Raw genomic sequence first — 22,243 nt, 5'->3', positions numbered from 1 at the left:
TCGGAGTGGTCGCTTTACGTTTGGAATCACGCTGATGACACGCAAGTTCAACTTCTGTGCCGGTCCAGCGGCACTTCCCGATCCCGTGCTCGAGCGCGCCCGTGACGAATTGCTCGACTATCAGGGCCATGGCTTGTCGGTCATGGAAATGAGCCACCGCAGCGATGCCTTCGCGGAGATCGCGGCGCGTGCCGAGCGCGACCTGCGCGCGCTGCTGGCCGTGCCCGACAATTATCGCATCCTGTTCATGCAGGGCGGCGCCTCGAGCCAGTTCGCGATGGTGCCCTATAACCTGTTGGGCACGGGCGGGACGCCGAACTATCTGTACACTGGTATCTGGGGCAAGAAGGCGATTGCCGAGGCGCGTCATCTTGCGGGCGCGCATGTGGCGGCCTCCAGCGAGGCCAATGGGTTGACGGCGGTGCCGCGCCCCGAGGACATCGTGTTGTCGCCGGATGCCGCCTATCTGCATTACACGGCCAATGAAACCATCGGTGGCCTGGCATTCGACTACATTCCCGAGGTCGGCGACGTGCCGCTGGTATGCGATATGTCCTCGTCGATTCTTTCAGGGCCGCTGGATGTGTCCCGCTTCGGCGTCATCTATGCCGGGGCGCAGAAGAATATCGGCCCGGCGGGGCTGACCTTGGTCATCGTGCGTGACGACCTGCTCGAGCGCGCCTTGCCGAACACACCGACCATGTTCAACTATCGGGTCATGGCCGAGAACGGCTCGATGTTCAATACGCCACCGACCTATGCCTGGTATCTGGCGGGGCTGGTCTTCGACTGGTTACGCCACGACATGGGTGGGCTCGAGGCGATGGACCGACTCAGCGCGCGTAAGTCCGAAAAACTGTATGCAGCCATCGATGCCAGCGACTTCTATTCCAGCCCCATCGCCATGCCTAATCGTTCGCGCATGAACGTGCCGTTCGTGCTGGCCGATGAGTCGCTCAACGGTGCGTTCTTGAATGATGCCGAGGCGGCGGGGCTTTTGAATCTCAAGGGCCACCGCAGTGTAGGCGGCATGCGAGCCAGCCTCTACAACGCGGTGCCGGAAGCGGCAGTGGACGCGCTGGTCGATTTCATGCAGGAGTTCGAACGACGCCATGGCTGATCACGACATGTTCGATAACAATACCCCTATCACGCCGGCCGATCTGCCGGCACTGCGCGAGCGAATCGATACGCTGGATAGCGAGATTCTCAAGCTGATCAGCGAGCGCGCGCATTGCGCACAGCAAGTAGCGCAGGTGAAAACCGACAGTGATCCGCAGGCGACGTTTTACCGTCCCGAGCGCGAGGCCCAGGTACTGCGTCGTATCATGGCGCTCAACAAGGGCCCCCTCGACGACGAGGAAATGGCACGCTTGTTCCGCGAGATCATGTCGGCGTGCCTGGCGCTGGAGCGGCCGGTCAAGGTGGCCTACCTCGGTCCCGAGGGCACGTTCACTCAGCAGGCGGCGCTCAAGCATTTCGGCGACAGCGCGGTGAGCCTGCCGATGGCTGCCATCGATGAGGTCTTTCGCGAGGTCGAAGCGGGGGCTGCGCATTTTGGCGTGGTGCCGGTGGAAAACTCCACCGAGGGAATCGTCAATAGCACCTTGGATACCTTCATGGATGCCAGCCTGCGCATCTGTGGCGAGGTAGTGCTGCGCATTCACCATCATCTACTGGTGTCCAGCAATACGCGCCGTGACAAGGTTTCGCGCATTTATTCGCATCCCCAGTCCCTGGCGCAGTGCCGCAAGTGGCTGGACGCGCATTATCCCAATGCCGAGCGGGTGCCGGTATCGTCCAATGCCGAGGCGGCGCGCCTGATCAAGAGTGAATGGCACAGCGCTGCGATTGCCGGCGACATGGCCGCCAAGCGTTACGAGCTCGAGAAGGTCGCCGAGAAGATCGAGGACCGTCCCGATAACTCGACGCGCTTTTTGATCATCGGGCACCAGGACACGCCGATCTCCGAGGATGACAAAACCTCCATCGTCGTGGCCATGCGCAACCAGCCCGGGGCGCTGCACGATCTGCTCGAGCCGTTTCACCGCCACAAGATCGATCTGACACGCGTCGAGACACGGCCGTCACGCACCGGGGTCTGGAATTACGTGTTCTTCATCGACTTCAAGGGCCATCGCGACGATCCGCAGGTCGCGGCGGTGCTGGAAGAGATTACGTTGCGTGCTGCCGAGCTCAAGGTGTTGGGGTCCTATCCCGTGGGTGTGTTGTAAATGTCGGAGCGGTCCTGTGCGCCGACCGAGCGCGCTATTCTCATCATTGGCTTGGGCCTGATCGGCGGTTCGCTGGCGGCGGCCTTGAAGGAAGCGGGTTTTGCGGGGCGTATTCTGGCCTGTGATCGTGACGCCGACGAAGTAGCGCGCGGTATCGATATGGGGCTGATCGATGCCGGCAGCACCGAGCTGGCGCCTTTGATAGCCGAAAGCAGCTTGATCGTGCTGGCGGTACCGGTATTGGCGATGGAGGCTGTGCTACGCGAATTGGCGCCGCATCTAGGCGAACAGGTGATTACCGATGTCGGCAGTACCAAAGGTGCCATCGAGGCGGCGGTCGAGCGGGTCTTTGGTGACATGCCGTCGCGCTTCGTGCCGGGGCATCCGATCGCGGGATCCGAAAAAAGCGGCGTGGCAGCGTCCGATCCCGCGCTTTATCGCCGCCACAAGGTGATACTGACGCCGCGCGCCGATACCGATCCCGACGCCTTGGCCCGGGTGCGAGTGCTATGGGCGGCTTGTGGGGCGGAGCTTTTGGAAATGGACGTGGCGCGCCACGACCAGGTCTTGGCGCGCACTAGCCACCTCCCGCATTTGTTGGCGTTTTCGTTGGTCGACACCCTGGCGCGTCAGGACGAGCGCCTGGAAATCTTTCGCTATGCGGCGGGGGGATTTCGTGACTTTACGCGCATCGCCGGTAGCGATCCGGTCATGTGGCGCGATATCTTCAGTGCCAACCGCGAGGCGGTGCTTGGCGCACTGGATGAGTTCGAAGCGGGCGTCGCCCGTTTGCGCCGTGCCGTGACCGATAATGATGGCGATGCCATGCTGGCGGTATTCGATCGTGCCAGCCATGCGCGGCAGTATTTCGATACGCTTTTGAACCAGACGAGTTATCAAGCGATGGAACAACGCAATATCCGTTACCGCGTGACTCCCGGTGGCAATGTGCGCGGTCGGATCCGCGTGCCGGGGGACAAATCGATCTCGCACCGCTCGATCATGCTCGGTGCGCTTGCCGAGGGCGTGACCGAAGTGCATGGTTTCCTCGAAGGCGAGGACAGCCTGGCGACGCTGCAGGCGTTTCGTGAAATGGGCGTGGCCATCGAAGGTCCACACCAGGGGCGTGTGACCATCCATGGCGTCGGCCTGCATGGCCTGAAGGCGCCTGCCGGCCCTCTTTATGTGGGCAATTCGGGCACTGCCATGCGCCTGTTCGCGGGCTTGCTGGCCGGGCAGGCCTTCGATACCGAGTTGACCGGCGATGTGTCCCTCAACAAGCGGCCGATGGGCCGGGTGGCCGATCCGCTGCGCGAGATGGGCGCGGTGATCGAAACCGCTGACGGTGGTCGACCGCCGCTGACGATTCGCGGTGGCCAAGCGCTTCGCGGCATCCGCTATGACATGCCGATGGCCAGCGCCCAGGTGAAATCCTGTCTCTTGTTGGCGGGACTCTATGCCGAGGGTGAAACACGGGTGCGCGAGCCGGCACCGACTCGCGATCATACCGAGCGTATGCTCAACGGCTTCGGTTACGCGGTGCAGCGCGACGCTGACGAAGCCTGGCTACAGGGCGGGGGGCGCTTAACGGCGTCGCCTATCGACGTGCCGTCGGATATCTCGTCGGCGGCGTTCTATCTGGTGGCGGCGGCCATCACGCCGGGCTCGGATCTGCTCCTGGAGCATGTGGGAACCAATCCGACCCGTATCGGCGTCATCAATATCCTCAAGGCCATGGGCGCCGATCTGGAATTGCTCAATCCTCGGGAAGTCGGTGGTGAGCCGGTCGCCGATATTCGCGTTCGTCATGCGCCGCTCAAGGGCATCGATATCCCTGTGGATCAGGTGCCGTTGGCCATCGACGAGTTTCCCGTGCTGTTCATCGCTGCGGCCAATGCCGAAGGCGTGACACGCCTGCGTGGCGCGGAAGAGTTACGCGTCAAGGAGTCCGATCGCATCCAGGCAATGGCCGATGGTTTGGCGATCCTAGGCGTTGAGAATACCGTCCATTCCGATGGCATCGACATCGTCGGTCGCGCCGACGCCAGCGATACGCCTGTCGCGCATTATCGCGGCGGGCATGTCGATAGCCTGGGCGATCATCGCATCGCCATGGCCTTCGCCATTGCCGCCCTGCGTGCCGAGGGCGAGATCGTGATCGATGACTGCGCCAATGTGGCCACATCGTTCCCGGGGTTCGTTGACCTGGCGCGTCGCGTGGGGCTGTCGCTCGAAGAGCAGGAGGCGTCATGAGCTTGTCGCATAGCGAAGTGCCCGTACTGACCGTCGACGGGCCGGGCGGCGCAGGCAAGGGGACGGTCAGTCGCTTGATCGCCGAGCGTCTGGGCTGGCACTTGTTGGACTCCGGCGCGCTGTATCGCCTCACCGCGCTGGCAGCCCTCAAGCATGGCTTGGCGCTGGACGATGAAGCTGCGTTGGCGGCTTGTGCCGAAACCTTGGATGTCCGCTTCGTGGCGTGCGATGGCGAAACGCGTATCGAGTTGGAAGGCCGTGACGTGAGTGGCGATATTCGCACCGAAAAGGTCGGCGACGTTGCCTCGCAAGTGGCGTCGTTGCCCCGGGTGCGTGATGCGCTTTTGACACGCCAGCGCGACTTTCGCGACATGCCAGGGCTAGTGGCGGATGGACGGGATATGGGCACGGTGGTATTCCCCCAGGCGCCCCTGAAAGTCTACCTGACGGCCTCGGCGGAAGAGCGGGCGCGAAGACGCCATGAACAGTTGCTGAATGCCGGTCGGGATGCTAATCTAACGAGTCTTCTAGAGGAAATTAAGGCTCGTGACGCGCGCGACATGCAGCGTGCGGTGGCGCCACTCAAGCCGGCAGACGATGCCGTTTTGTTGGATAGCACGAGCCTTGCGATACCGGACGTGGTGGAGTGTATCGAAAGGCTGCTCAGTGCACGTGGGCTCGGCCTCCCGAACTGAGTAGCTGGGGTGAAACGGGCACCCATCCGGAGACCCTGGTCAGACGTCATGACGTGCGCGGGCGATAACCGAGAGCCTTCGCAGGTCGAACCAGCGCCAACGTTCCCAGGGATATGTAGGAAAGGCCCGCGCTTGCTGGTGGTGCGGAGAATGAGCGGCCTGGCCGCTATTAACGTTGATCACGTAGGAACAACATGAGCGAAAGCTTTGCTGAACTGTTCGAACAGTCTCTCCAGGACATCAATATGGAACCCGGTGCCATCGTCATGGCAACCGTGGTCGACATCGAGGGTGACTGGATTACCGTCAACGCGGGTCTGAAGTCCGAGGGGCAAATCCCCGTGGCACAGTTCCGTGATGACAACGGCGAATTGACCATCTCCGTGGGCGATGAAGTCAAGGTTGCCCTGGAAGCCGTCGAAGACGGTTTCGGCGAGACGCGTCTGTCTCGCGAAAAGGCCAAGCGTGCCGAGGCCTGGAAAGAGCTGGAAGCGGCCTTCGAGAAGGACGAAATCGTCAAGGGCGTGATCAACGGCAAGGTCAAGGGCGGCTTTACGGTCGATGTCTCTTCCATCCGCGCTTTCCTGCCCGGTTCTCTCGTCGACGTCCGTCCGGTACGCGATACTGCTCACCTCGAGCACAAAGAGTTGGACTTCAAGGTCATCAAGCTCGATCCCAAGCGTAATAACGTCGTGGTCTCGCGCCGTGCCGTTCTCGAAGCCGAGAACAGCGCCGAGCGTGAAGCGCTTCTGTCGACGCTTCAGGAAGGTCAGCAGATCGACGGTATCGTCAAGAACCTCACCGACTACGGTGCGTTCGTCGATCTGGGTGGCGTCGATGGCCTGCTGCACATCACCGATATGGCGTGGAAGCGCATCAAGCATCCCAGCGAGATCGTTGCCGTTGGTGATGAGGTCAACGTCAAGGTGCTCAAGTTCGATCGCGAGCGCAACCGTGTGTCTCTCGGCTTGAAGCAGCTGGGCGAAGATCCGTGGGTCAACATCAAGGATCGTTATCCGGAAAACACCCGCGTCAATGCCCGCGTCACCAATCTGACCGATTACGGCTGCTTTGCCGAGCTCGAGGAAGGTGTCGAAGGCTTGGTTCACGTCTCGGAAATGGACTGGACCAACAAGAACATCCATCCCTCGAAAGTCGTCCAGGTCGGCGATGACGTGGAAGTCATGGTGCTGGATATCGACGAAGAACGTCGTCGTATCTCCTTGGGTATCAAGCAGTGCACCACCAATCCGTGGGAAGACTTCAGCGCGCGCTATAACAAGGGCGATCGCGTCTCCGGCACCATCAAGTCGATCACCGATTTCGGTATCTTCATCGGCTTGGAAGGTGGCATCGACGGTCTGGTCCACTTGTCCGATATTTCTTGGAGCGAAACCGGCGAAGAAGCCGTGCGCAAGTTCAAGAAGGGCGACGAAGCCGAAGCGGTCATTCTCTCGATCGATCCGGAACGTGAGCGTATCTCGCTCGGCATCAAGCAGCTCGAAACCGATCCGGTCTCCGAGTACTTGGCCGTCAACGACAAGGGTGCCATCGTCACCGGTCGCGTTGTCGAAGTCGATGCGAAGGAAGCGCACGTCGAGTTGGCCACTGATGTCGTGGCGGTACTCAAGGCCTCCGAGATCAGCCCCGATCGCGTCGAAGATGCACGCAACGTGCTCAACGAAGGCGATAGCGTCGAAGCCAAGATCGTCGGTGTCGATCGCAAGAACCGCGCGATCAACCTGTCTGTCAAAGCGAAGGATCAGGTCGATACACGCCGTGCGATGGGCAAACTGCGGGATCAGGAAGCTGAGCCGGAGTCATCAGGCCCGACTACTATCGGTGATTTGATCAAGCAGCAGATGGGCGGCGAATAAACCGCGTTGCCGCCGCGTCTTCGGCGCGGCGGCAAGTGCTTTATTGAGCCGTACGAAAAACCGCGCCTTAAGAGGCGCGGTTTTTTTGTGTCCGCCAGACGGTCATTCCCGGGGTTGGCTGGCTTTTGCCTCAGTCATCGCGTTTGGTGCCGGCTTTTTCCAATGTCGTCAAGACACCGCGCAGGATGGAGAGCTCCTTGCTCGTGGGTTGAGCACGGGAGAACAGTGCGCGTAGATGATCCTCAGTGCGCGCATGAGGCTGAGTCAGGAACCCCGAGGACGACAGGGCTTGGTGCAGGTGAGCTTCGAAGTGAGCCATCTGCTCGCGCGTCGGCAAGGTGGGCTGCTTGGACTTGGGCTGAGCGGCGCTGGGTGTTTGGTGGCGCCAAGCACGGCGTACTTCGTAGGCGAGTATCTGCACGGCTTGTGCCAGATTGAGGACACCGTAATCGGGGTTGGCGGGGATGCTGACCTGATGCGTGCAATGCCGAATTTCATCGTTGGTCAGGCCGAAGCGCTCGCGCCCGAATACCAGGGCCACCGGGGCTTCATGCGCATACTCGACCATGTGCGCGGCCATGGGCTCGGGATCGTCGAAATGGGGTAGAGGGAGGCTGCGCAGACGGGCGCTGGCGCCGACGACCTGGACGCAATCGCCGACGGCTTGTGAAATGTGCCCGACGACGCGTGCGTTGTCGAGAACATCGGTTGCCCCAGCGGCTAGCCGAGTGGCCTCTTCGTCGGGAAAGCAGCGGGGATTGACCAACACCAGGTCGCTCAGGCCCATGGTTTTCATGGCGCGTGCGGCCTGGCCAATGTTGCCGGGGTGGAAGGTCTGAACGAGTACGATACGAATATTGGAGAGCATAAAACATCGCGATACAGTCGAAGGCAGGGCGATAGTGTACTTGGGCTACGGGCTACGGGCTACGGGCTACGGGCTACGGGCTACGGGCTACGGGCTACGGGCTACGACTGAGCTATGCCCTGACCTGACATGAAAAACCCCCACCGGTTGCCCGGCAGGGGTTCGAGTCACGGGACAGCGCCCGGGAGTCAGTAGGCAGCGATTACATCATGCCGCCCATGCCTCCCATGCCTCCCATGTCCGGTGCGCCACCGCCGGCTTCCTTCTCGTCCGGGTCGTCGGCGATCATGGCTTCGGTGGTGATCATCAAGCCAGCCACGGAGCCTGCGGATTGCATCGCGCTACGCGTGACCTTGGCAGGATCGAGAACGCCCATTTCGAACAGGTCGCCATACTCACCGGTCTGTGCGTTGTAACCGTAGTTACCTTCACCGGCCTTGACCTGATTGACGATGATGGACGCTTCCTGGCCTGCGTTAGTCACGATCTGACGCAGCGGCGACTCCATGGCACGCAAGGCAATGGCAATGCCGTGGGTCTGGTCTTCGTTCTCACCCTTGAGGTTGGCGAGGTTGCCAAGAATGCGTACCAGTGCGGTACCGCCGCCAGGCACGACGCCTTCTTCGACGGCGGCACGTGTGGAGTGCAGCGCATCTTCGACGCGGGCCTTCTTCTCCTTCATCTCGAACTCGGTCGCGGCACCCACACGGATGACGGCGACACCACCAGCCAACTTGGCGACTCGCTCCTGGAGCTTCTCGCGGTCGTAGTCGGAGCTGGTGTCTTCGATCTGAGCACGGATCTGGCCGACGCGTGCTTCGATGTCGGACTCGACACCGGAACCATCGATGATGGTGGTGTTTTCCTTGGACATGGTGACGCGCTTGGCGCTACCCAGGTGATCCAGGTTGGCTTGCTCGAGCGTCAGGCCGACTTCCTCGGAAATCACGGTGCCACCGGTAAGGATGGCGATGTCCTGCAGCATGGCCTTGCGACGGTCGCCGAAGCCGGGTGCCTTCGTCGCTGCGACCTTGACGATGCCGCGCATGGTGTTGACCACCAGTGTCGCCAGCGCTTCGCCTTCGATGTCCTCGGCGATGATGCCCAACGGCTTGCCGGACTTGGCAACCGCTTCCAGCACCGGCAGCAATTCGCGGATGTTGGAGATCTTCTTGTCGACCATCAGCAGGTACGGATCTTCCAGTTCCACCATCATGGTGTCCTGGTTGGTCACGAAGTAGGGCGACAGGTAACCACGATCGAACTGCATGCCTTCGACGACTTCCAGCTCATCTTCGAAGCCACGGCCTTCGTCGACGGTGATGACGCCTTCCTTGCCGACTTTCTGCATGGCGTCGGCGATGATCTCGCCGATACGCTTGTCGCCATTCGCGGAAATGGTACCCACCTGGGCGATGGCCTTGGCATCGGTGCATGGCACGGAAAGCGACTGGATTTCCTTGACGGCAGCATCGACGGCCTGGTCGATACCACGCTTGAGATCCATCGGGTTCATGCCCGCTGTCACGCCTTTCATGCCTTCAGTGACGATAGACTGGGCGAGAACGGTTGCGGTAGTGGTGCCATCACCGGCCACATCAGAGGTCTTGGAAGCAACTTCCTTGACCATCTGTGCACCCATGTTCTCGAACTTGTCCTTGAGCTCGATTTCCTTGGCGACGGAAACCCCGTCCTTGGTCACGGTCGGTGAACCGAAGGATTTTTCCAGAACGACGTTACGTCCTTTGGGTCCGAGGGTGACCTTGACGGCGTCGGCCAGGATATTAACACCGCGCGCCATGCGCTTGCGGGCATCATCGGAGAATTTGATCTGTTTAGCTGCCATTTCTAGCTCTTCCCATTAATGGCGCGATCAAGTCGCGCAAACGTGAAACGAAAATATGACTGGTGAGCGTTGTGAATTACTCGGCAACGGCCAGAATATCGCTTTCGCTCATGATCAGGACTTCTTCGCCGTCGATTTTCTCTTTCTCGACGCCAAAACCATCCTTGAAAATCACCGTGTCACCCACCTTGACGTCCAGCGGGCGCACTTCGCCATTCTCGAGAATACGACCGTTGCCGACAGCAAGGATTTCACCGCGGGTCGGTTTCTCCTGAGCGTTACCCGGAAGCACGATGCCGCCAGCGGTCTTTTGCTCTTCTTCCATGCGACGGACGACGACGCGATCGTGCAAAGGACGGATTTTCATTGCTCACGTTCTCCTGATGGTTCTATGGATCATAGGATAATCCCGTTGAGCCAAGCTCAAGGGTGAAGGCAGTGCCTTCTGTTTATAAGGCCGACGCATCAAGGCGTTACGGCCGAATCATCTGTTAGGGGCTTGATTGGGTCGACGTATCCACTTTCAAGGGCCCTTCATGAATTTTTTCAATGCCGGGAATCATCCTTCCCTATGTAGTCACCCTCAATCGGCTGCTCGTCATTCGCCTGGCTGTTTTGCGAGGCCTTGTTGTGTGAAGTCTTGTCCGTGCGCCGTGTGTGTTCGTGCCAATCACTATCCGCATTTTTTTCCTGCGTCGCGCCACCGGAGCCCATGGTAAAAATTCGGCCGCGCCATCCACCGCGCTGCAGTCCTCGGCCTAGCAAGCGGCGGCTACTCGGGATGAGACAAAGTAGCCCCAAGCCGTCCGACAGGAAGCCGGGGGCGACCAGCAAGGCCCCGCCGAAAATCAAGGCGGCCCCAGTAATCAACTCGTCTGAGGGGATTTCTCCCTGAGCGAACCGGGCCTGGGCGCGTTGTAGCGTCTGCACCCCTTCGCGGCGAATCAGATGGAGGCCCAGGGCCCCGGACAGCAGGACCAATGCCAGCGTCGGAAGCAGACCGATCTGCCCCCCGATCGCGAACAGCACTACGAAATCGAGTAGCCCGAAAAGCGTAATGAAAAGTAACAGTGGCATGGCGGCTCCGTGTGATCTCGACTTTCCAGTAGATGGTGGCATGAGTGTGAATTGCAAGGGAAACGGCGCGGTGATGCAAGCGCGCTGTGATTGCTTCGTGGAGACGCCATGCATCGCATGCTAAGCTCTTCATGTTGCGGTGCACAAAAAGAGCCGCGAGGTTCTGGCTCATAACTTGAACGCGGGAGGTATCGCCATGCAACTGGATGGGGCAGTAGTAGGTATAACGGGAGGCGCCCGAGGTCTGGGGCTGGCGATGGCGGCTGAACTCGGAGCGCGGGGCGCGCGTATTGCATTGTTCGACCAGCAAGAAGAGGTTTTGAGCGCTGCGGTTACTTCATTGGCGGAGCGTCACATCTCCGCGTATGCCTTCCTGGTCGACGTGACCGATGAAGACGCCGTGACCCGCGCATTCGCGCAACAACGTGAATCGCTGGGTCCGCTTGCTGTGTTGGTCAATAATGCGGGCGTCACCCACGATGGGCTGCTGGTGAAAGGCAGCGAGGGGCATATCGAGAAACGCATGACGTTAGATCAGTGGCGACAGGTCATCGACGTCAACCTGACGGGCGTCTTCCTATGCGGGCGTGAAGGTGCGACGCAGATGGTGGAGGCAGGCCAGGGCGGAGTCATCATCAATGTCTCGAGTATCTCGCGATCTGGCAACATGGGGCAGGGCAATTACAGTGCCTCCAAGGCGGGAGTGGCGGCGCTGACGGTTACCTGGGCGAAGGAACTGGCACGCCAAGGGATCCGAGTGGCGGCGGTGGCACCCGGGTTCATCGAAACCGAGATGACGGCGTCCATGCGCGCCGAAGTACTCGAGAAAATCAGCAAGGGCATTCCCTTGGGACATCTGGGGCAGCCGGATGATATCGCCTCGAGCGTGCGTTATATCGTGGAAAACGACTATTTCACGGGGCGGGTGCTGGAATGCGATGGTGGTCTGAGGATCTAATGGCTCGTCAACGTTTCAGACGGCACTTGATGCCGGCTGCAAAGACGCTCGCCGGGTGCCTCCCGTGCGAGCGTCGATAGGGTGGTTCAGAACGTGACACGGTCGTTCAGGTCTTCCACCGTTCCTTCGCCGATGCCCTTGACGCGGGTCAGGGCGTCGAGCGAGGCGAAAGGTCCATTCGCGTTGCGATCCTCGATGATCGCCTGTGCCTTGACGTCGCCGATGCCTGGCAGTTGGGTCAATGTTTCGGCAGAGGCTTGATTGATGTCGATAGGCGCCGAGGCGTCTTCCTGGGCGACCGCGAGGGTGGTGACGCTCAACGCCAGCGTCAGTAGGGCACAGCTCAGCAGCTTCTTCATACAACCGCTCCTTTAGTCATGTCTTATTGAGTGACTTCACCATACCCAGATTTTCATGGTTGAAATGTCATCTTTTAATGACGTTATTTGTAAGCTAATGGCTACAAAATTAGTTCACCCTTATTAATAAGCGGCCGGGCGGGATGCTCACCAGGCGCTAGGTGGCGAAGTGGGGACGGCGGTATAATGTTGCCGTTGCCGCTACCCTATTATTTGCAGGAGACATCATGCCGCGCCCCGACACGCCTTTGATCATCGCTCTCGACTACCCTGATCTTGACCAGGCGCTTGTCATGGCCGACCGGTTGGACCCCGCGCGCTGCCGGGTCAAGGTCGGCAAGGAGCTATTCACGCGCAGTGGCCCGCAGATACTCGAGGCACTGCATGCTCGTGGCTTCGAGGTATTTCTGGATCTCAAGTTTCACGATATTCCCAATACGGTGGCGGGCGCCGTCGAGGCGGCGGCGGATCATGGCGTGTGGATGGTCAACGTCCACGCGGGTGGCGGGCGTCGCATGATGGAAGCGGCCAGAGAACGGCTCGAGAAGCGCCAGCTCACCACGCATCTGATAGCGGTGACGGTGCTCACCAGTATGACGCGTGAGGATCTCGCCGAGATTGGCATCGATGACGATCCATTGTCTCAGGTCGAGCGTTTGGCGGCACTCTCGCAACGCAGCGGGATGGATGGAGTGGTGTGTTCAGCGCAGGAAGCGACGGCGTTGCGCGCACTATGTGGCGATACTTTCTTGAAGGTCACGCCGGGTATACGCCCCAGCGCTTCGAATGGCGACGATCAACGTCGTACGTTGACGCCGGCACGGGCGTTGGCGGCGGGGAGCACGCATCTGGTGATCGGCCGGCCGGTGACGCAAGCCTTGGATCCGATGGCGGCATTGGCCGATATCGAGCACGAGATCGGCCGCTAGCGGCTATTCGCCTTCAAGTCCAGTGATTGGCTTGGTGGTCCCCCAGCTTTGGCAGCGCGGGCATTGCCAATGCAATTGGGCGCTGCCGAAACCGCAGCGATGGCAGCGGTGGCGGGGGCGTGCCGCGAGTAGTTTCTGGGTGTGCTGTTTGAGCAGCAGCAGGCGCTCGCGGTCGCCATGGTCCTCGCCGATTAGGTAGAGGTCCATGAGATAATCGACGCCACGCAAGCTTGGGTGCGCTTGCAGCTGCTCACTGATGAGTTCGATGGCCGCTTCCTGGCTATCCGTGCGCAGGCGGGACGCCGCTAGCATGATCACCACGCTGGTGTAGTGCGTCTCTTGCAGTTTCGCTTCCAGGAAGGCACACCAGCCCGCTTCGTCCTGAAGACGTCGATACGCCTCGTGCAAGGGGTCGAGTATGACGGGAAGGAATCCGGGGTCCTGCTCGGGGATACGGGTGAGATGACGAATGACCGCCTTGTAATGTCCTGTGTCTCGTTCGAGTTCGGCGAGTAGCCATGTGGCTCGGACACAGCGTTCATCGATCGATAGGGCTTGGCGCAGACGCTTGCGAGCCACGCTGGGGCTTGCATTGTGCCGATCTCGCTGGGCGAGCTCGCAAAGCCAGTGAGCGGCGGCGCGTTTGATATCGGCATCTTGGCGGATGAGCTGCGGCGTGGCGACATCCAGCGCTTGCTGCCACTCTTTCTCACGTTGGAGCAGATCGACCAGCAAGCGTTTGGCAGCGTCGCGCAGTCCCTCGTCGGGGGTGTCCTTCACCAGTGTTTGCAGCAGGCGTTCGGCGCGATCGAGCAATCCCAGGTTCAGGAAATCCCGCGACAATTCCAGTTGCACGAGCCCGCCTTGATAAGGGGTCAGCGTCGGGCGCGCTAATAGGTTTTGATGGATCTTGACGGCGCGGTCGGCTTCGCCGCGCGAACGGAACAGGTTGCCTAGCGCAATGTGCGTTTCGATGGTGTCGCTGTTGACCTCGAGCGCTTGCACAAACGTCTCGATGGCCTGATCCGGCTGCTCGTTGAGCAGATGGTTGAGGCCAATGAAGTAGTCTCTGGGCAACGACACTTCGGGGGATAGGCGTTCGCGAGCGCGCCGGCGCTCGCGACGTCCGAGCCACCAGCCGATGGCAATCGCCGCGACCAATAGGCCAAGCAGCAGCGGATCAAGCATTCAGGGCGCTTCCTTGAACTCCTGGGTGCGTAGCCGATCCAGTTCCTTGCGCTGCTGTTGATTGTGGCGTTGGGCACGCGTCAGGAGCGTGCGCAGCCGCAGATAGATACCGGTCATGGCCAGCATGCCGAGAATCACGCCACAGGCCAGCGATATCAGCAACCAAAGAGACAGCGAGGCGGGTGGCAGTTCGACCCATATCAAGTCGAGCGGCATCGCTTGTTGGTTATTGACGGCAAACAGGATGCCGAGCAACAGGACGACCAGCAAGATGAGGGCCAGCACGACACCTTTAAACCAACGCATGGGCAGGTTCCTTTTGCATGGAGGTATGGCGCCCTGGGGCTTCAGTAGCCGAGTGCACGGCTAGCGTTGACCTGTTCGCGCAATTCCTTGCCAGGCTTGAAATGCGGCACGAACTTGCCCTGCAGGTCGACGGGGTCGCCGGTTTTGGGGTTGCGTCCGGTCCGGGGCTCCCGAAAGTGTAGGGAGAAGCTACCGAACCCGCGAATTTCGACACGCCCACCGCTGGAAAGCGAGTGGGTAATGTCTTCGAGGATGATCTTGACCGCTGCCTCGACCTCTTTGGCCGACAGCTCGGGCTGCCGAATGGCAATCTGTTCAATCAACTCGGACTTGGTCATCGAATGTCTCCAAGCGACTTTGCCGCTTCGCTGCACATGGCAATAAAGCGACCACGGTATTGTTGTGAATTCAGCATACTGCTCAAACCTTGATAAAACAACGCACTAGCACATTGCAAGTCAATATTAGCCGGTTTTGAGCCAGGAGTGGAAACGATGTGTCTCGCCAAGACCTCGGGTATACTCGTCGTCTATTCATGTCATGACATCGCTTGGGAGTCTCCATGCAGGACGATGTAACCATCAAACGGCTTTACTGGCACTCGCGGCGTGGCATGTGGGAGCTGGATCTACTGCTGATCCCGTTTCTCGAACATTGCTACCCTCAGCTCGATGAGGCCGACAAGGCCCTTTATCAGGCGCTGATCGATCAGGAAGACCAGGATCTCTTCATCTGGCTGATGCGCCGAGAGTGGCCCGCCGACGCCGAGTTGCGGCGCATCGTCCAAATGATCGTCGATTATGCCGAAACCACTTCCAACAATCAGTATCGTACCCTCTAGGCTCGACTTGGCACTTCATGCCCTCGTCTGGGGGGTAGTGAATGGCTTGGCGCTCATGCTGGGCCCCTGGTGGCTGACCTCGGCGGTATCGCTTAGCGGTGCGGCACTGTTGGGCTACTGGTGGCGTGGCCAGCGGCGCTGGGAATTGCGGGAGCGTCTCGATGGGGAACACGCCATGTGGCAATGGCGTGAGGCCTCAGGGCAGTGGCAGAACGCTGCGCCGAGACCACTGCGTATCGGCGCGTGGCTGATCGGGTTGCGTATCGGACGCCGCGTGATTTGGCTGTGGCCGGATAGCGCGGCGCCCATCTCGCGTCGCCTGTTGCGTATACGGCTGTTGGAGGCGATGCCGGCGGGACGGCACTGACGCACACCGGGGCTGACGTCAGCGTGCGTCATCCTCGGTGCGTTCCGGGTCGCTCCGCGGGGTATCCAGTGGCATCGCCAGGCGATCGCGAATCAGGGTGTGACGCGAAGCGCGGCGACGCAAACGGGCGCTGGGCAGTCGGTCGAGTGTCTGCAAGGTGTCGATGAGTGCCTGCGTGAGGCGTGCCAGCTCACGGTTGAGCCACAGGTAACCGCTCGGGCTGAACAAGGCGCGGTCGTTTTCGCCGCGTGCCTCCAGGGCGGCTTGTGCGTGGCGTTGCAAGTCGAAGGCAACCACTGTGATGTCGATGGCTTGCCCCGTGCGCACCTGAAACGCCAAGCTGCCGAGCGCACGCGCCAGTCGGTGCTGTTCGTCACGCAACCCATCGAGTTCGGCGATGATGTCGTGACCGGCCCGCGTGGCCCAGTGAGTTTCCAGGAGCAGCTCGATCGTCGACAGCATGCGTCGTTCCAGCGACAGAATGCGTTCCAGGTCGTCGCGATGCAGGCGGCGCTCGCTGTGGATGGCATCCACCAGGCCGCGTTGCTTGACCAGTTGATCCGTCGTGCTCTTCAGCAACTGGCGCGTATCGACATCGTCATGCTGCGTCGCATTGGTATGCGCATGATACAGGCGTGCCAGCTTGTCGAGGTTGTCGGCGAGCAGGAAGCGCAAGAGGTCGGTGGCTTTCTGGGGCAGAATGAACAAGGTCGCGAGGATGCCGATGCTCGTCCCGATCAGCACGTCGAAGGCGCGCCACAGGGCGATCCCCAAATCCTGGTGGCCGTCACCCACCACCATCAGCAAGGTCACGCCGAACATCAGCGCGCTATAGCCATAGCGCGTGGCGAACGTGGTGTGTGTGGCGACCGCGATGCCAATCAAGGTCCAGGCCGGCACCACCCATGGTGCCGGTGCGGGAATCAGCACCAGCAGGATGCCCCAGATCGCTCCCAGCACTGTGCCCAGAAGGCGTTGTCCGCCTTTGTCGATAACGCCGCCGATATGCGGCAGATTGCCCATCACCATCATCGTGCTGACCAGCGCCCAACTGCCATGCGGGATCTGCAGGGTCAGGATGACGGCGAAGGTGATCGCCAACGCGAGCGAGGTACGCAGGACGTGCAGTCGATGGCGGTAGCGGTAGATGAAGTACGGATCGCGCAGACGAGTGGGCGACATCACTGTCATGACGCTCCGTGTTGGTGCCCGGTGGATGCTTTAGCTTTAGCGCGCGCCAATGTGGCCGCATGCACCATGCTGGCCGCCCACAGCACGAGTAGCAGCAGCAACCAGATGAAGCCTAGCCAGCGAATGGGGATCATCATCAGCGCCATCAGAGCGATGAATCCGCCCAACCATAGCGCGGCCCAGCCCCAGCGACGCAGGAACACGTGGCCGAGCCCGGGGAGCAAGAAAGCCAATAAGAGCGTGATGAAGAGGCGGTGGCGCATGGAATCTCCGTTCGTCGTGGTCCGGGCCTTCATGATGGCGTGTCATGATACAACGCCTCGAGTGTCGGCGCGGTGCGTCGTTGGCGCTTGGCGGCGACCAGCAGCGGCCCCAGTATGGCCTCGCGCTCGGTCGGTCGGCCGGCGAGGACATCTTGCAGCATCGAGGCACGGTTATTGGCCGTGGCCGCGATGACCTCCCAGATGAGCGTATGCCAGCCCGCTAGTGGCGGGGTGATGCTTTCACCTTCGAGCAAGGGGCCGATCTCGTCGATGATGGTGTCGACCATGCGGCGAAAAGGCTGATCGCGCAACTGGCCGTTACGAATCCGGTAGCGGGCTACGAGTGGGTTGATCGCGGCATTGATGGCGAGCTTGTGCCACAGGCGCTGGACGATCGCAGCATCGTGATGGGCGCTGAACCCTGCCTGGTTGAGCCAATATACGCTGTCACGCGCCAGGGTAGGCCAAGCGTTGTGGATATCGCCGACCCAGGTGGTCCCCGTTCCGGCATGCACGACACCGGCGTCGCCCTCGACATAGGCGCCTTCGGTGGTGCTCGCGCAGAGCACCGGGCCGGCCCAGGTCTCCGTTAACCGAGGCTGTATGCTGAAGCCATTCTGTAGCGACAGCAGAGGTGTTTGGGGAGCGACATGGGCTGCGAGTTCTTCGACGGCCGACAGGGTGGCATGGCTTTTGGTGGCGAGCACGACGAGTGCAGGGCGAGCGTGGGTGTGCAATGCCTGGGTGGCGAGCGTGGTGCGTGCCACATCCACTTCATGAGTCGCGTCGGAAGGGGCGTGATAGCGGAGTGGGCTGTCAGCGGCACGGCGGCCGATCAAGTGTAGCGACAGCGTGGTCGTCAAGCGGGCGGCGAAGAGTCGCCCCAGCGCGCCGGCGCCGAGAATCCACCATGTGGGCGATGAGTCCATCAAGTCTCGCCCTTTTTCGTGGTGGATTTGCGTGACGAAGTGCGCTTCTTGGTACGCCGTCGCGCGGTGTTTGACTTGCCGCGTGCCGGCCGTGAGGGCTCGGCGCCGCCCGGCGTGGCCAGCGCCTGGCGCATGCGCTCGGCGTCCGCCTGACTCAGCAGTTGGTGAACATCGCCCACCAGCGTGTCGAGGAACGCAGTGGCGTCGGCGTTGCCTTCGGCGATTTCGGCTAGGCGCTGCTCCCAGAGGGCCGTGCGCTCGGGGCGCGTGGCGGTGTCCGGTAAGGCCTGAATCAACGCGCGCCCGGTCCGTGTGGCACGCAGTGCGCCTTGTTGGCGAATCACGTAGCCGCGCGTGATGAGTGTCTCCAGAATGCCGGCGCGTGTCGCCTCGGTCCCCAGACCGTCGGTGTCGCGCAGGGTACGACGCACCGTGTCATCGTCGACGTAGCGGGCGATGTTCATCATCGCCTTGATCAGGCTGGCGTCGGAGAACGGCTCCGGCGGGCGCGTCTGACGATCCTCCACGGCGCACGCCTGGACCCGAGCGGTTTCGCCTTCGCGCAACCCGGGCAACGCCGGTGCTTCATCACGCGTCGTGAATAGCGGTTTCCACCCGCGTACGAGTATCTCTTGGCCCTGGGCGCGAAAGCACTCCCCGAGGATCGAGAACTCGGCTTTGACGTCGCGCGTTTCCAGCGGTGGGTAGAATTGCGCCAGGACATTGCGGGCGATCAGCCGGAAGACGTTGGCCTCATCATTGGATAAGCGGGCCGCGTCGAAAGGGCGCCCGGTGGGCGCTAGCGCATGGTGGGCGCCGACCTGCTTGTCGTTCCAGGCGCGTGAGCGGCGGCTGAAATCCGCGCCCCGCAGCCAACCGGCGAGGGTGTCGTCGTTGGCACAGGCGGTAGAGAGTGTCTGCTTGGCCGCGGTGAAATGGCCTTCGGGCAGGTAGCGACAATCCGAGCGTGGGTAGGTGATGAGCTGATGACGCTCGTAGAGCGCCTGGCAGATATCCAGCACCCGTTTGGCCGGAAGTTTGTAACGGCGCGCAGCATCGACCTGTAACGCCGACAGCGAATATGGCAATGGGGCCGTCTGGGACTTCTTCTTGCTTTGCAGGGTGCTTAGATGCCCCTCGGCGTTGGGTAGGCGCGCCGCCAACGCCTCGGCCGGCTCGCGCGCCAACAGTCGCCCCTGGTCGTCGAGCGAATGCGGCGGCTGGGGCTGCCACCAGGCACGTAGCGTACCGTGCTCGACGCACAGATCCGCCCACAGCGTATAAAACGGGCGCGAGACGAAACGCTCGATCTCCAGGTCACGGCGCACGATGAGTCCTAATACGGGCGTCTGCACACGTCCCACCGAGAGTACGCCCGAGTAACCGGCTTGGCGGCCGGTCAAGGTCCAGGCGCGTGACAGGTTGATGCCATACAGCCAATCGGCGCGTGAGCGTGCCTCGGCAGCCTCGAAGAGCGATTGATAGCGCGCGTTGTCCTCGAGGCGTTGCAGTGCCTGCTGCACGGCGGGGCGGTTGAGGTCGCTGATCAACAGTCGCGCCATCGGGCCGCGCCAGCCGAGGCGTTCGATGACCTGTTGCACCAGCAATTGCCCCTCGCGGTCCGGATCGCCGGCATGCACCACGCTATCGGCACGCTTGAGGAGTTTGTGAATCACGGCCAACTGCGCCCGGGCTTTGGCGCGCGGTATGAGTTGCCATTGCTTTGGCACAATGGGCAAATCGTCGAGGCGCCACTGCTGATAGCGTGCGTCGTAGGCGTCGGGGGGTGCCTGTTCGAGGAGATGCCCAACGCACCAACTGATACAGGTCTCCCCGCATTCGAGATACCCGTCCTGGCGTTGCGCCTTGGCGGGCAAGGCCTCGGCGATGGCGCGTGCCAGACTGGGTTTTTCGGCGACGATCAGGCGCATGATATTGGGCGATCCAGCATGAACATGGCGTTTATTCTGCCACGTTCGACCCGGTGCGTGGGCCGAATTGGCGCGGTACGTAGCCAGTTTTCGGAGATAGAACTAGCGGCGTCCGAAGAGGCGCCGCGCACGCACCAGGGCGCGATACCAGTCACGATGTGGCGTTCCCACGGCGGGCGGGCGATGACTGAGAAAACTGACGTTGCGGGCGTCGCCGCGCCCCGTCAGGTTGATGTTGGAGAGCATCTGCAACGTGCTGTCACGTGCGCCATATTGGCGTTTGAGAAACTCGATGGCCGCGGGGTCGAGTTCCACGCGATAGTGACGCACCAAGGCCAACGCCAGCGATTCCGCCGCGCGTGATAACTCGGTATCCACTTCACGGACCATTGAGGCACCCAGCGCGGCTTTGGCGGCCGCCGACAAGTTGGGCTCGATCTGGCCGAAATCGGCGGCGTTGGAGTTGTTGATGGCACGCTGCGTGGCGGGTTGCGACAGCCCCACGTGAGGTTCGAGGGCGAGGAAAATCTCGATGGCCAGGCGCTTGGCGGCATCCACGCCGACGCTGAGCTGGGTCTCACGGTGCGCACCGCGCCACGCTTCGTGATGGCGTGGCGTGATGCCCGTCTGATTCAAGTAGCGGGCGAGATGCTTGCAGACCCGCGCCTTGGCTTCGTCATCCAGCGCGATGGTGCTTTCGCGGATGCGCAGCCCCCTTCGCCCCGGCCCCAGGCGCAGACGTGTCGTGTCGTCGGACAAGCTGGCGGTGATGCGTTCCCAGCGGTCCACCGACTTGATCAACTGCGCGTGACTGCGCCCCACCTGTTCGTAGGCGCTGGAGACGCTCTTGTAGAGCTGGATGGCATTGGCGAGGATATCCGACTTGGTGCGTAACGCGCGCTTGCGCTCTTCCTGGCCGACTTCCACTGCCTGGGCGAGGTGCACGATCTGCTCGGCCAGCGCGTCCATTGCCTTGACCGAGCGCTCAAGAAGCAATTCGGCGCGCAGCCCCGAGGCACTGTCCTCGACCAGGGTGCCGGATTGTTCGGCGAGATAGACGTTGAGTGCCTTGAGACGCGAGAGGCCGGTCGCTTGCGCGATGCGCTGGCGTGCACGTGCCTCTTCCAGGTTGTCGAACGCCTGGGCGAGGCGCCAGCGCCCGCGATACTCGAACGAGAGCACCGGAATCTTGCGCCCGCTGATCAACTCGAAAGCCAGGATCAACATTTCCTCGACGTCCTGGAGCGTCATAAGCAGGTCGTTGTCCTGCTCAATGGCCGCCATGACGCGCTCGATGAAGTTCTCGTCGCGCGGTACGCCCTGATGAAGATCAGGGGCACGGCCTTCGAAGCGCTCACGCAGCAGGTGTGTGGCGATAGGTGCGGTGTCGTAGAGGGCGTTGAGCTGAGGTTCCAGTGTGTCGCGGTATTGGGTGACGAGATCTCGGATGCGGGCGTGCAAGCCGACCCGGCGGTAGACGTCGATCTGGCCGATGAGGCGTGCGCTTTCGCGATCGTCGAGGAGTTCGATGGCCGCCAACTCGACGCCCTCCGGCGAGAGATCATGCTTGCGCAGCAACATGGCGGCGGCTTCGCGTCGCCGGGCATCGCCCTCGAGGCTTTCGACGATCAAATCGCGCGTGACCAGTAGTAGTTCGGGCAAGGTCTTGATGACCTGCTCGATCTGTCCAGATGTCTTCTCGGCCTTGCGTCCCTGAGTGAGATGGTAGCCAAGGTTGGCCAGAATCCCCGCAGCGCCGGTGATTACCGTGTAGGAAATGAAGAAGACGTAGTTTTCCGTGGTCGGTGCCTTGCCGTATCCCAGCAGGTAGCCGCCCCAGGCGCCGAGCAACGTCACCGGACCGGCCGTCCATAGGATCTGCATCAGACTGACGGACCAGGGCACCTTCTCGACGGCTGCGGTGATACGCCGGATTTCGTTGCGTCCTTCGCGTTCGAGGCGGACCTGGGAGGTTTCTTGAGCGGGCGATGCTTTACGCTGAAACGGCAACGGCAGGAGCACGATGACATCCCTTACATGGCAGGGTTCGGACAAGCGGCGACAATACCCGAAAAGCGGCTTTGGTGCACCAAGCGGCAGACGGATGAGGCTCGCTCGTCGGACATGCTAG

General features: G+C 61.4%; 22 protein-coding genes. 9 read left to right on the top strand and 13 right to left on the bottom strand.

Features of this window, described 5'->3' with window-relative positions; all coding sequences use genetic code 11:
- The first annotated feature begins 34 nt into the window (after positions 1–34).
- The 5 genes from serC (at position 35) to rpsA (ending at position 7,059) form a co-directional block, all read left to right on the top strand.
- Positions 35–1,120 carry a 3-phosphoserine/phosphohydroxythreonine transaminase gene (gene serC / locus OP494_RS04530; protein WP_280539519.1) on the top strand — a complete coding sequence of 362 codons (1,086 nt, stop codon included), beginning with the start codon at positions 35–37 and terminating at the stop codon, positions 1,118–1,120.
- The gene (pheA, locus tag OP494_RS04525; protein ID WP_280539518.1) at positions 1,113–2,234 is read left to right on the top strand and encodes a prephenate dehydratase; all 1,122 of its coding nucleotides are present in this window, start codon (positions 1,113–1,115) and stop codon (positions 2,232–2,234) included. Before serC ends, pheA begins: the two co-directional genes overlap by 8 nt.
- The gene (locus tag OP494_RS04520) at positions 2,235–4,487 is read left to right on the top strand and encodes a bifunctional prephenate dehydrogenase/3-phosphoshikimate 1-carboxyvinyltransferase (protein ID WP_280539517.1); all 2,253 of its coding nucleotides are present in this window, start codon (positions 2,235–2,237) and stop codon (positions 4,485–4,487) included.
- Positions 4,484–5,182: a (d)CMP kinase gene (cmk, locus tag OP494_RS04515; protein ID WP_280539516.1), complete on the top strand. Its 699-nt coding sequence runs from the start codon at positions 4,484–4,486 to the stop codon at positions 5,180–5,182. The genes OP494_RS04520 and cmk overlap by 4 nt, the downstream gene beginning before the upstream one ends.
- Before the next feature lie 194 nt (positions 5,183–5,376).
- Positions 5,377–7,059, top strand: coding sequence for a 30S ribosomal protein S1 (gene rpsA / locus OP494_RS04510; RefSeq protein WP_040241722.1), 1,683 nt, complete (start codon positions 5,377–5,379; stop codon positions 7,057–7,059).
- 130 nt (positions 7,060–7,189) lie between these two features.
- Here the strand turns inward: rpsA and OP494_RS04505 are convergent, their stop codons facing one another.
- From OP494_RS04505 to OP494_RS04490, 4 genes are all read right to left on the bottom strand, one after another.
- Positions 7,190–7,927, bottom strand: coding sequence for an RNA methyltransferase (locus tag OP494_RS04505; RefSeq protein ID WP_280539515.1), 738 nt, complete (start codon positions 7,925–7,927; stop codon positions 7,190–7,192).
- A 202-nt stretch (positions 7,928–8,129) separates the two neighbouring features.
- Entirely contained in the window at positions 8,130–9,773 is a 1,644-nt protein-coding gene (gene groL, locus OP494_RS04500) for a chaperonin GroEL (RefSeq protein ID WP_280539514.1), read from the bottom strand.
- A 76-nt stretch (positions 9,774–9,849) separates the two neighbouring features.
- Positions 9,850–10,140 (bottom strand): co-chaperone GroES, encoded by a 291-nt coding sequence (locus OP494_RS04495; RefSeq protein ID WP_277811242.1) that lies wholly within the window; start codon positions 10,138–10,140, stop codon positions 9,850–9,852.
- A gap of 179 nt (positions 10,141–10,319) precedes the next feature.
- Positions 10,320–10,850: an FxsA family protein gene (locus tag OP494_RS04490; protein WP_280539512.1), complete on the bottom strand. Its 531-nt coding sequence runs from the start codon at positions 10,848–10,850 to the stop codon at positions 10,320–10,322.
- Positions 10,851–11,046: 196 nt separating this feature from the next.
- On the opposite strand from OP494_RS04490, the gene OP494_RS04485 reads away from it, so the two are divergent.
- Positions 11,047–11,808, top strand: coding sequence for an SDR family oxidoreductase (locus OP494_RS04485; RefSeq protein ID WP_280539511.1), 762 nt, complete (start codon positions 11,047–11,049; stop codon positions 11,806–11,808).
- An 86-nt stretch (positions 11,809–11,894) separates the two neighbouring features.
- Here OP494_RS04485 and OP494_RS04480 read toward each other — a convergent pair whose 3' ends face one another.
- Complete coding sequence (locus tag OP494_RS04480; RefSeq protein ID WP_280539510.1) at positions 11,895–12,167, bottom strand: ComEA family DNA-binding protein; 273 nt, start codon at positions 12,165–12,167, stop codon at positions 11,895–11,897.
- A gap of 227 nt (positions 12,168–12,394) precedes the next feature.
- Here OP494_RS04480 and pyrF point away from each other — a divergent pair, with 227 nt between their 5' ends.
- On the top strand, positions 12,395–13,096 hold the full coding sequence (gene pyrF / locus OP494_RS04475; RefSeq protein WP_280539509.1) for an orotidine-5'-phosphate decarboxylase: 702 nt from the start codon (positions 12,395–12,397) through the stop codon (positions 13,094–13,096).
- Positions 13,097–13,099: 3 nt separating this feature from the next.
- Here the strand turns inward: pyrF and lapB are convergent, their stop codons facing one another.
- Genes lapB through OP494_RS04460 form a run of 3 tightly spaced genes read right to left on the bottom strand, consistent with a single transcriptional unit; the run spans position 13,100 to position 14,928 of the window.
- Complete coding sequence (gene lapB, locus OP494_RS04470) at positions 13,100–14,284, bottom strand: lipopolysaccharide assembly protein LapB (RefSeq protein ID WP_247621230.1); 1,185 nt, start codon at positions 14,282–14,284, stop codon at positions 13,100–13,102.
- A complete protein-coding gene (locus OP494_RS04465) occupies positions 14,285–14,590 on the bottom strand; it encodes a lipopolysaccharide assembly protein LapA domain-containing protein (RefSeq protein ID WP_280539508.1) in 306 nt (101 codons plus the stop codon).
- Between the two features lie 41 nt (positions 14,591–14,631).
- Positions 14,632–14,928: an integration host factor subunit beta gene (locus OP494_RS04460; RefSeq protein WP_040241697.1), complete on the bottom strand. Its 297-nt coding sequence runs from the start codon at positions 14,926–14,928 to the stop codon at positions 14,632–14,634.
- A gap of 224 nt (positions 14,929–15,152) precedes the next feature.
- Between OP494_RS04460 and OP494_RS04455 the strand changes: the two genes are divergently transcribed.
- Entirely contained in the window at positions 15,153–15,431 is a 279-nt protein-coding gene (locus tag OP494_RS04455) for a succinate dehydrogenase assembly factor 2 (RefSeq protein WP_040241695.1), read from the top strand.
- A gap of 7 nt (positions 15,432–15,438) precedes the next feature.
- Positions 15,439–15,798 carry a hypothetical protein gene (locus OP494_RS04450; RefSeq protein ID WP_280539507.1) on the top strand — a complete coding sequence of 120 codons (360 nt, stop codon included), beginning with the start codon at positions 15,439–15,441 and terminating at the stop codon, positions 15,796–15,798.
- Positions 15,799–15,816: 18 nt separating this feature from the next.
- On the opposite strand, the gene OP494_RS04445 is transcribed toward OP494_RS04450, so the two are convergent.
- The 5 genes from OP494_RS04445 to OP494_RS04425 all read right to left on the bottom strand — a co-directional run bounded on the left by OP494_RS04445 (position 15,817) and on the right by OP494_RS04425 (position 22,134).
- Complete coding sequence (locus tag OP494_RS04445) at positions 15,817–16,989, bottom strand: FUSC family protein (RefSeq protein ID WP_280539506.1); 1,173 nt, start codon at positions 16,987–16,989, stop codon at positions 15,817–15,819.
- Positions 16,986–17,252 carry a hypothetical protein gene (locus tag OP494_RS04440; RefSeq protein WP_280539505.1) on the bottom strand — a complete coding sequence of 89 codons (267 nt, stop codon included), beginning with the start codon at positions 17,250–17,252 and terminating at the stop codon, positions 16,986–16,988. The genes OP494_RS04445 and OP494_RS04440 overlap by 4 nt, the downstream gene beginning before the upstream one ends.
- Before the next feature lie 29 nt (positions 17,253–17,281).
- Positions 17,282–18,181, bottom strand: coding sequence for a 2-dehydropantoate 2-reductase (locus OP494_RS04435; RefSeq protein WP_280539503.1), 900 nt, complete (start codon positions 18,179–18,181; stop codon positions 17,282–17,284).
- Positions 18,181–20,112, bottom strand: coding sequence for a DNA topoisomerase III (locus tag OP494_RS04430; RefSeq protein ID WP_280539502.1), 1,932 nt, complete (start codon positions 20,110–20,112; stop codon positions 18,181–18,183). Before OP494_RS04430 ends, OP494_RS04435 begins: the two co-directional genes overlap by 1 nt.
- Before the next feature lie 102 nt (positions 20,113–20,214).
- Positions 20,215–22,134 (bottom strand): hypothetical protein, encoded by a 1,920-nt coding sequence (locus tag OP494_RS04425; protein WP_280539501.1) that lies wholly within the window; start codon positions 22,132–22,134, stop codon positions 20,215–20,217.
- Positions 22,135–22,243: the final 109 nt, after the last annotated feature.

The sequence above is a fragment of the Chromohalobacter sp. 11-W genome (assembly GCF_029889905.1).
Lineage (GTDB): Bacteria > Pseudomonadota > Gammaproteobacteria > Pseudomonadales > Halomonadaceae > Chromohalobacter.
This window is presented reverse-complemented; position numbering and strand designations above follow the sequence as displayed.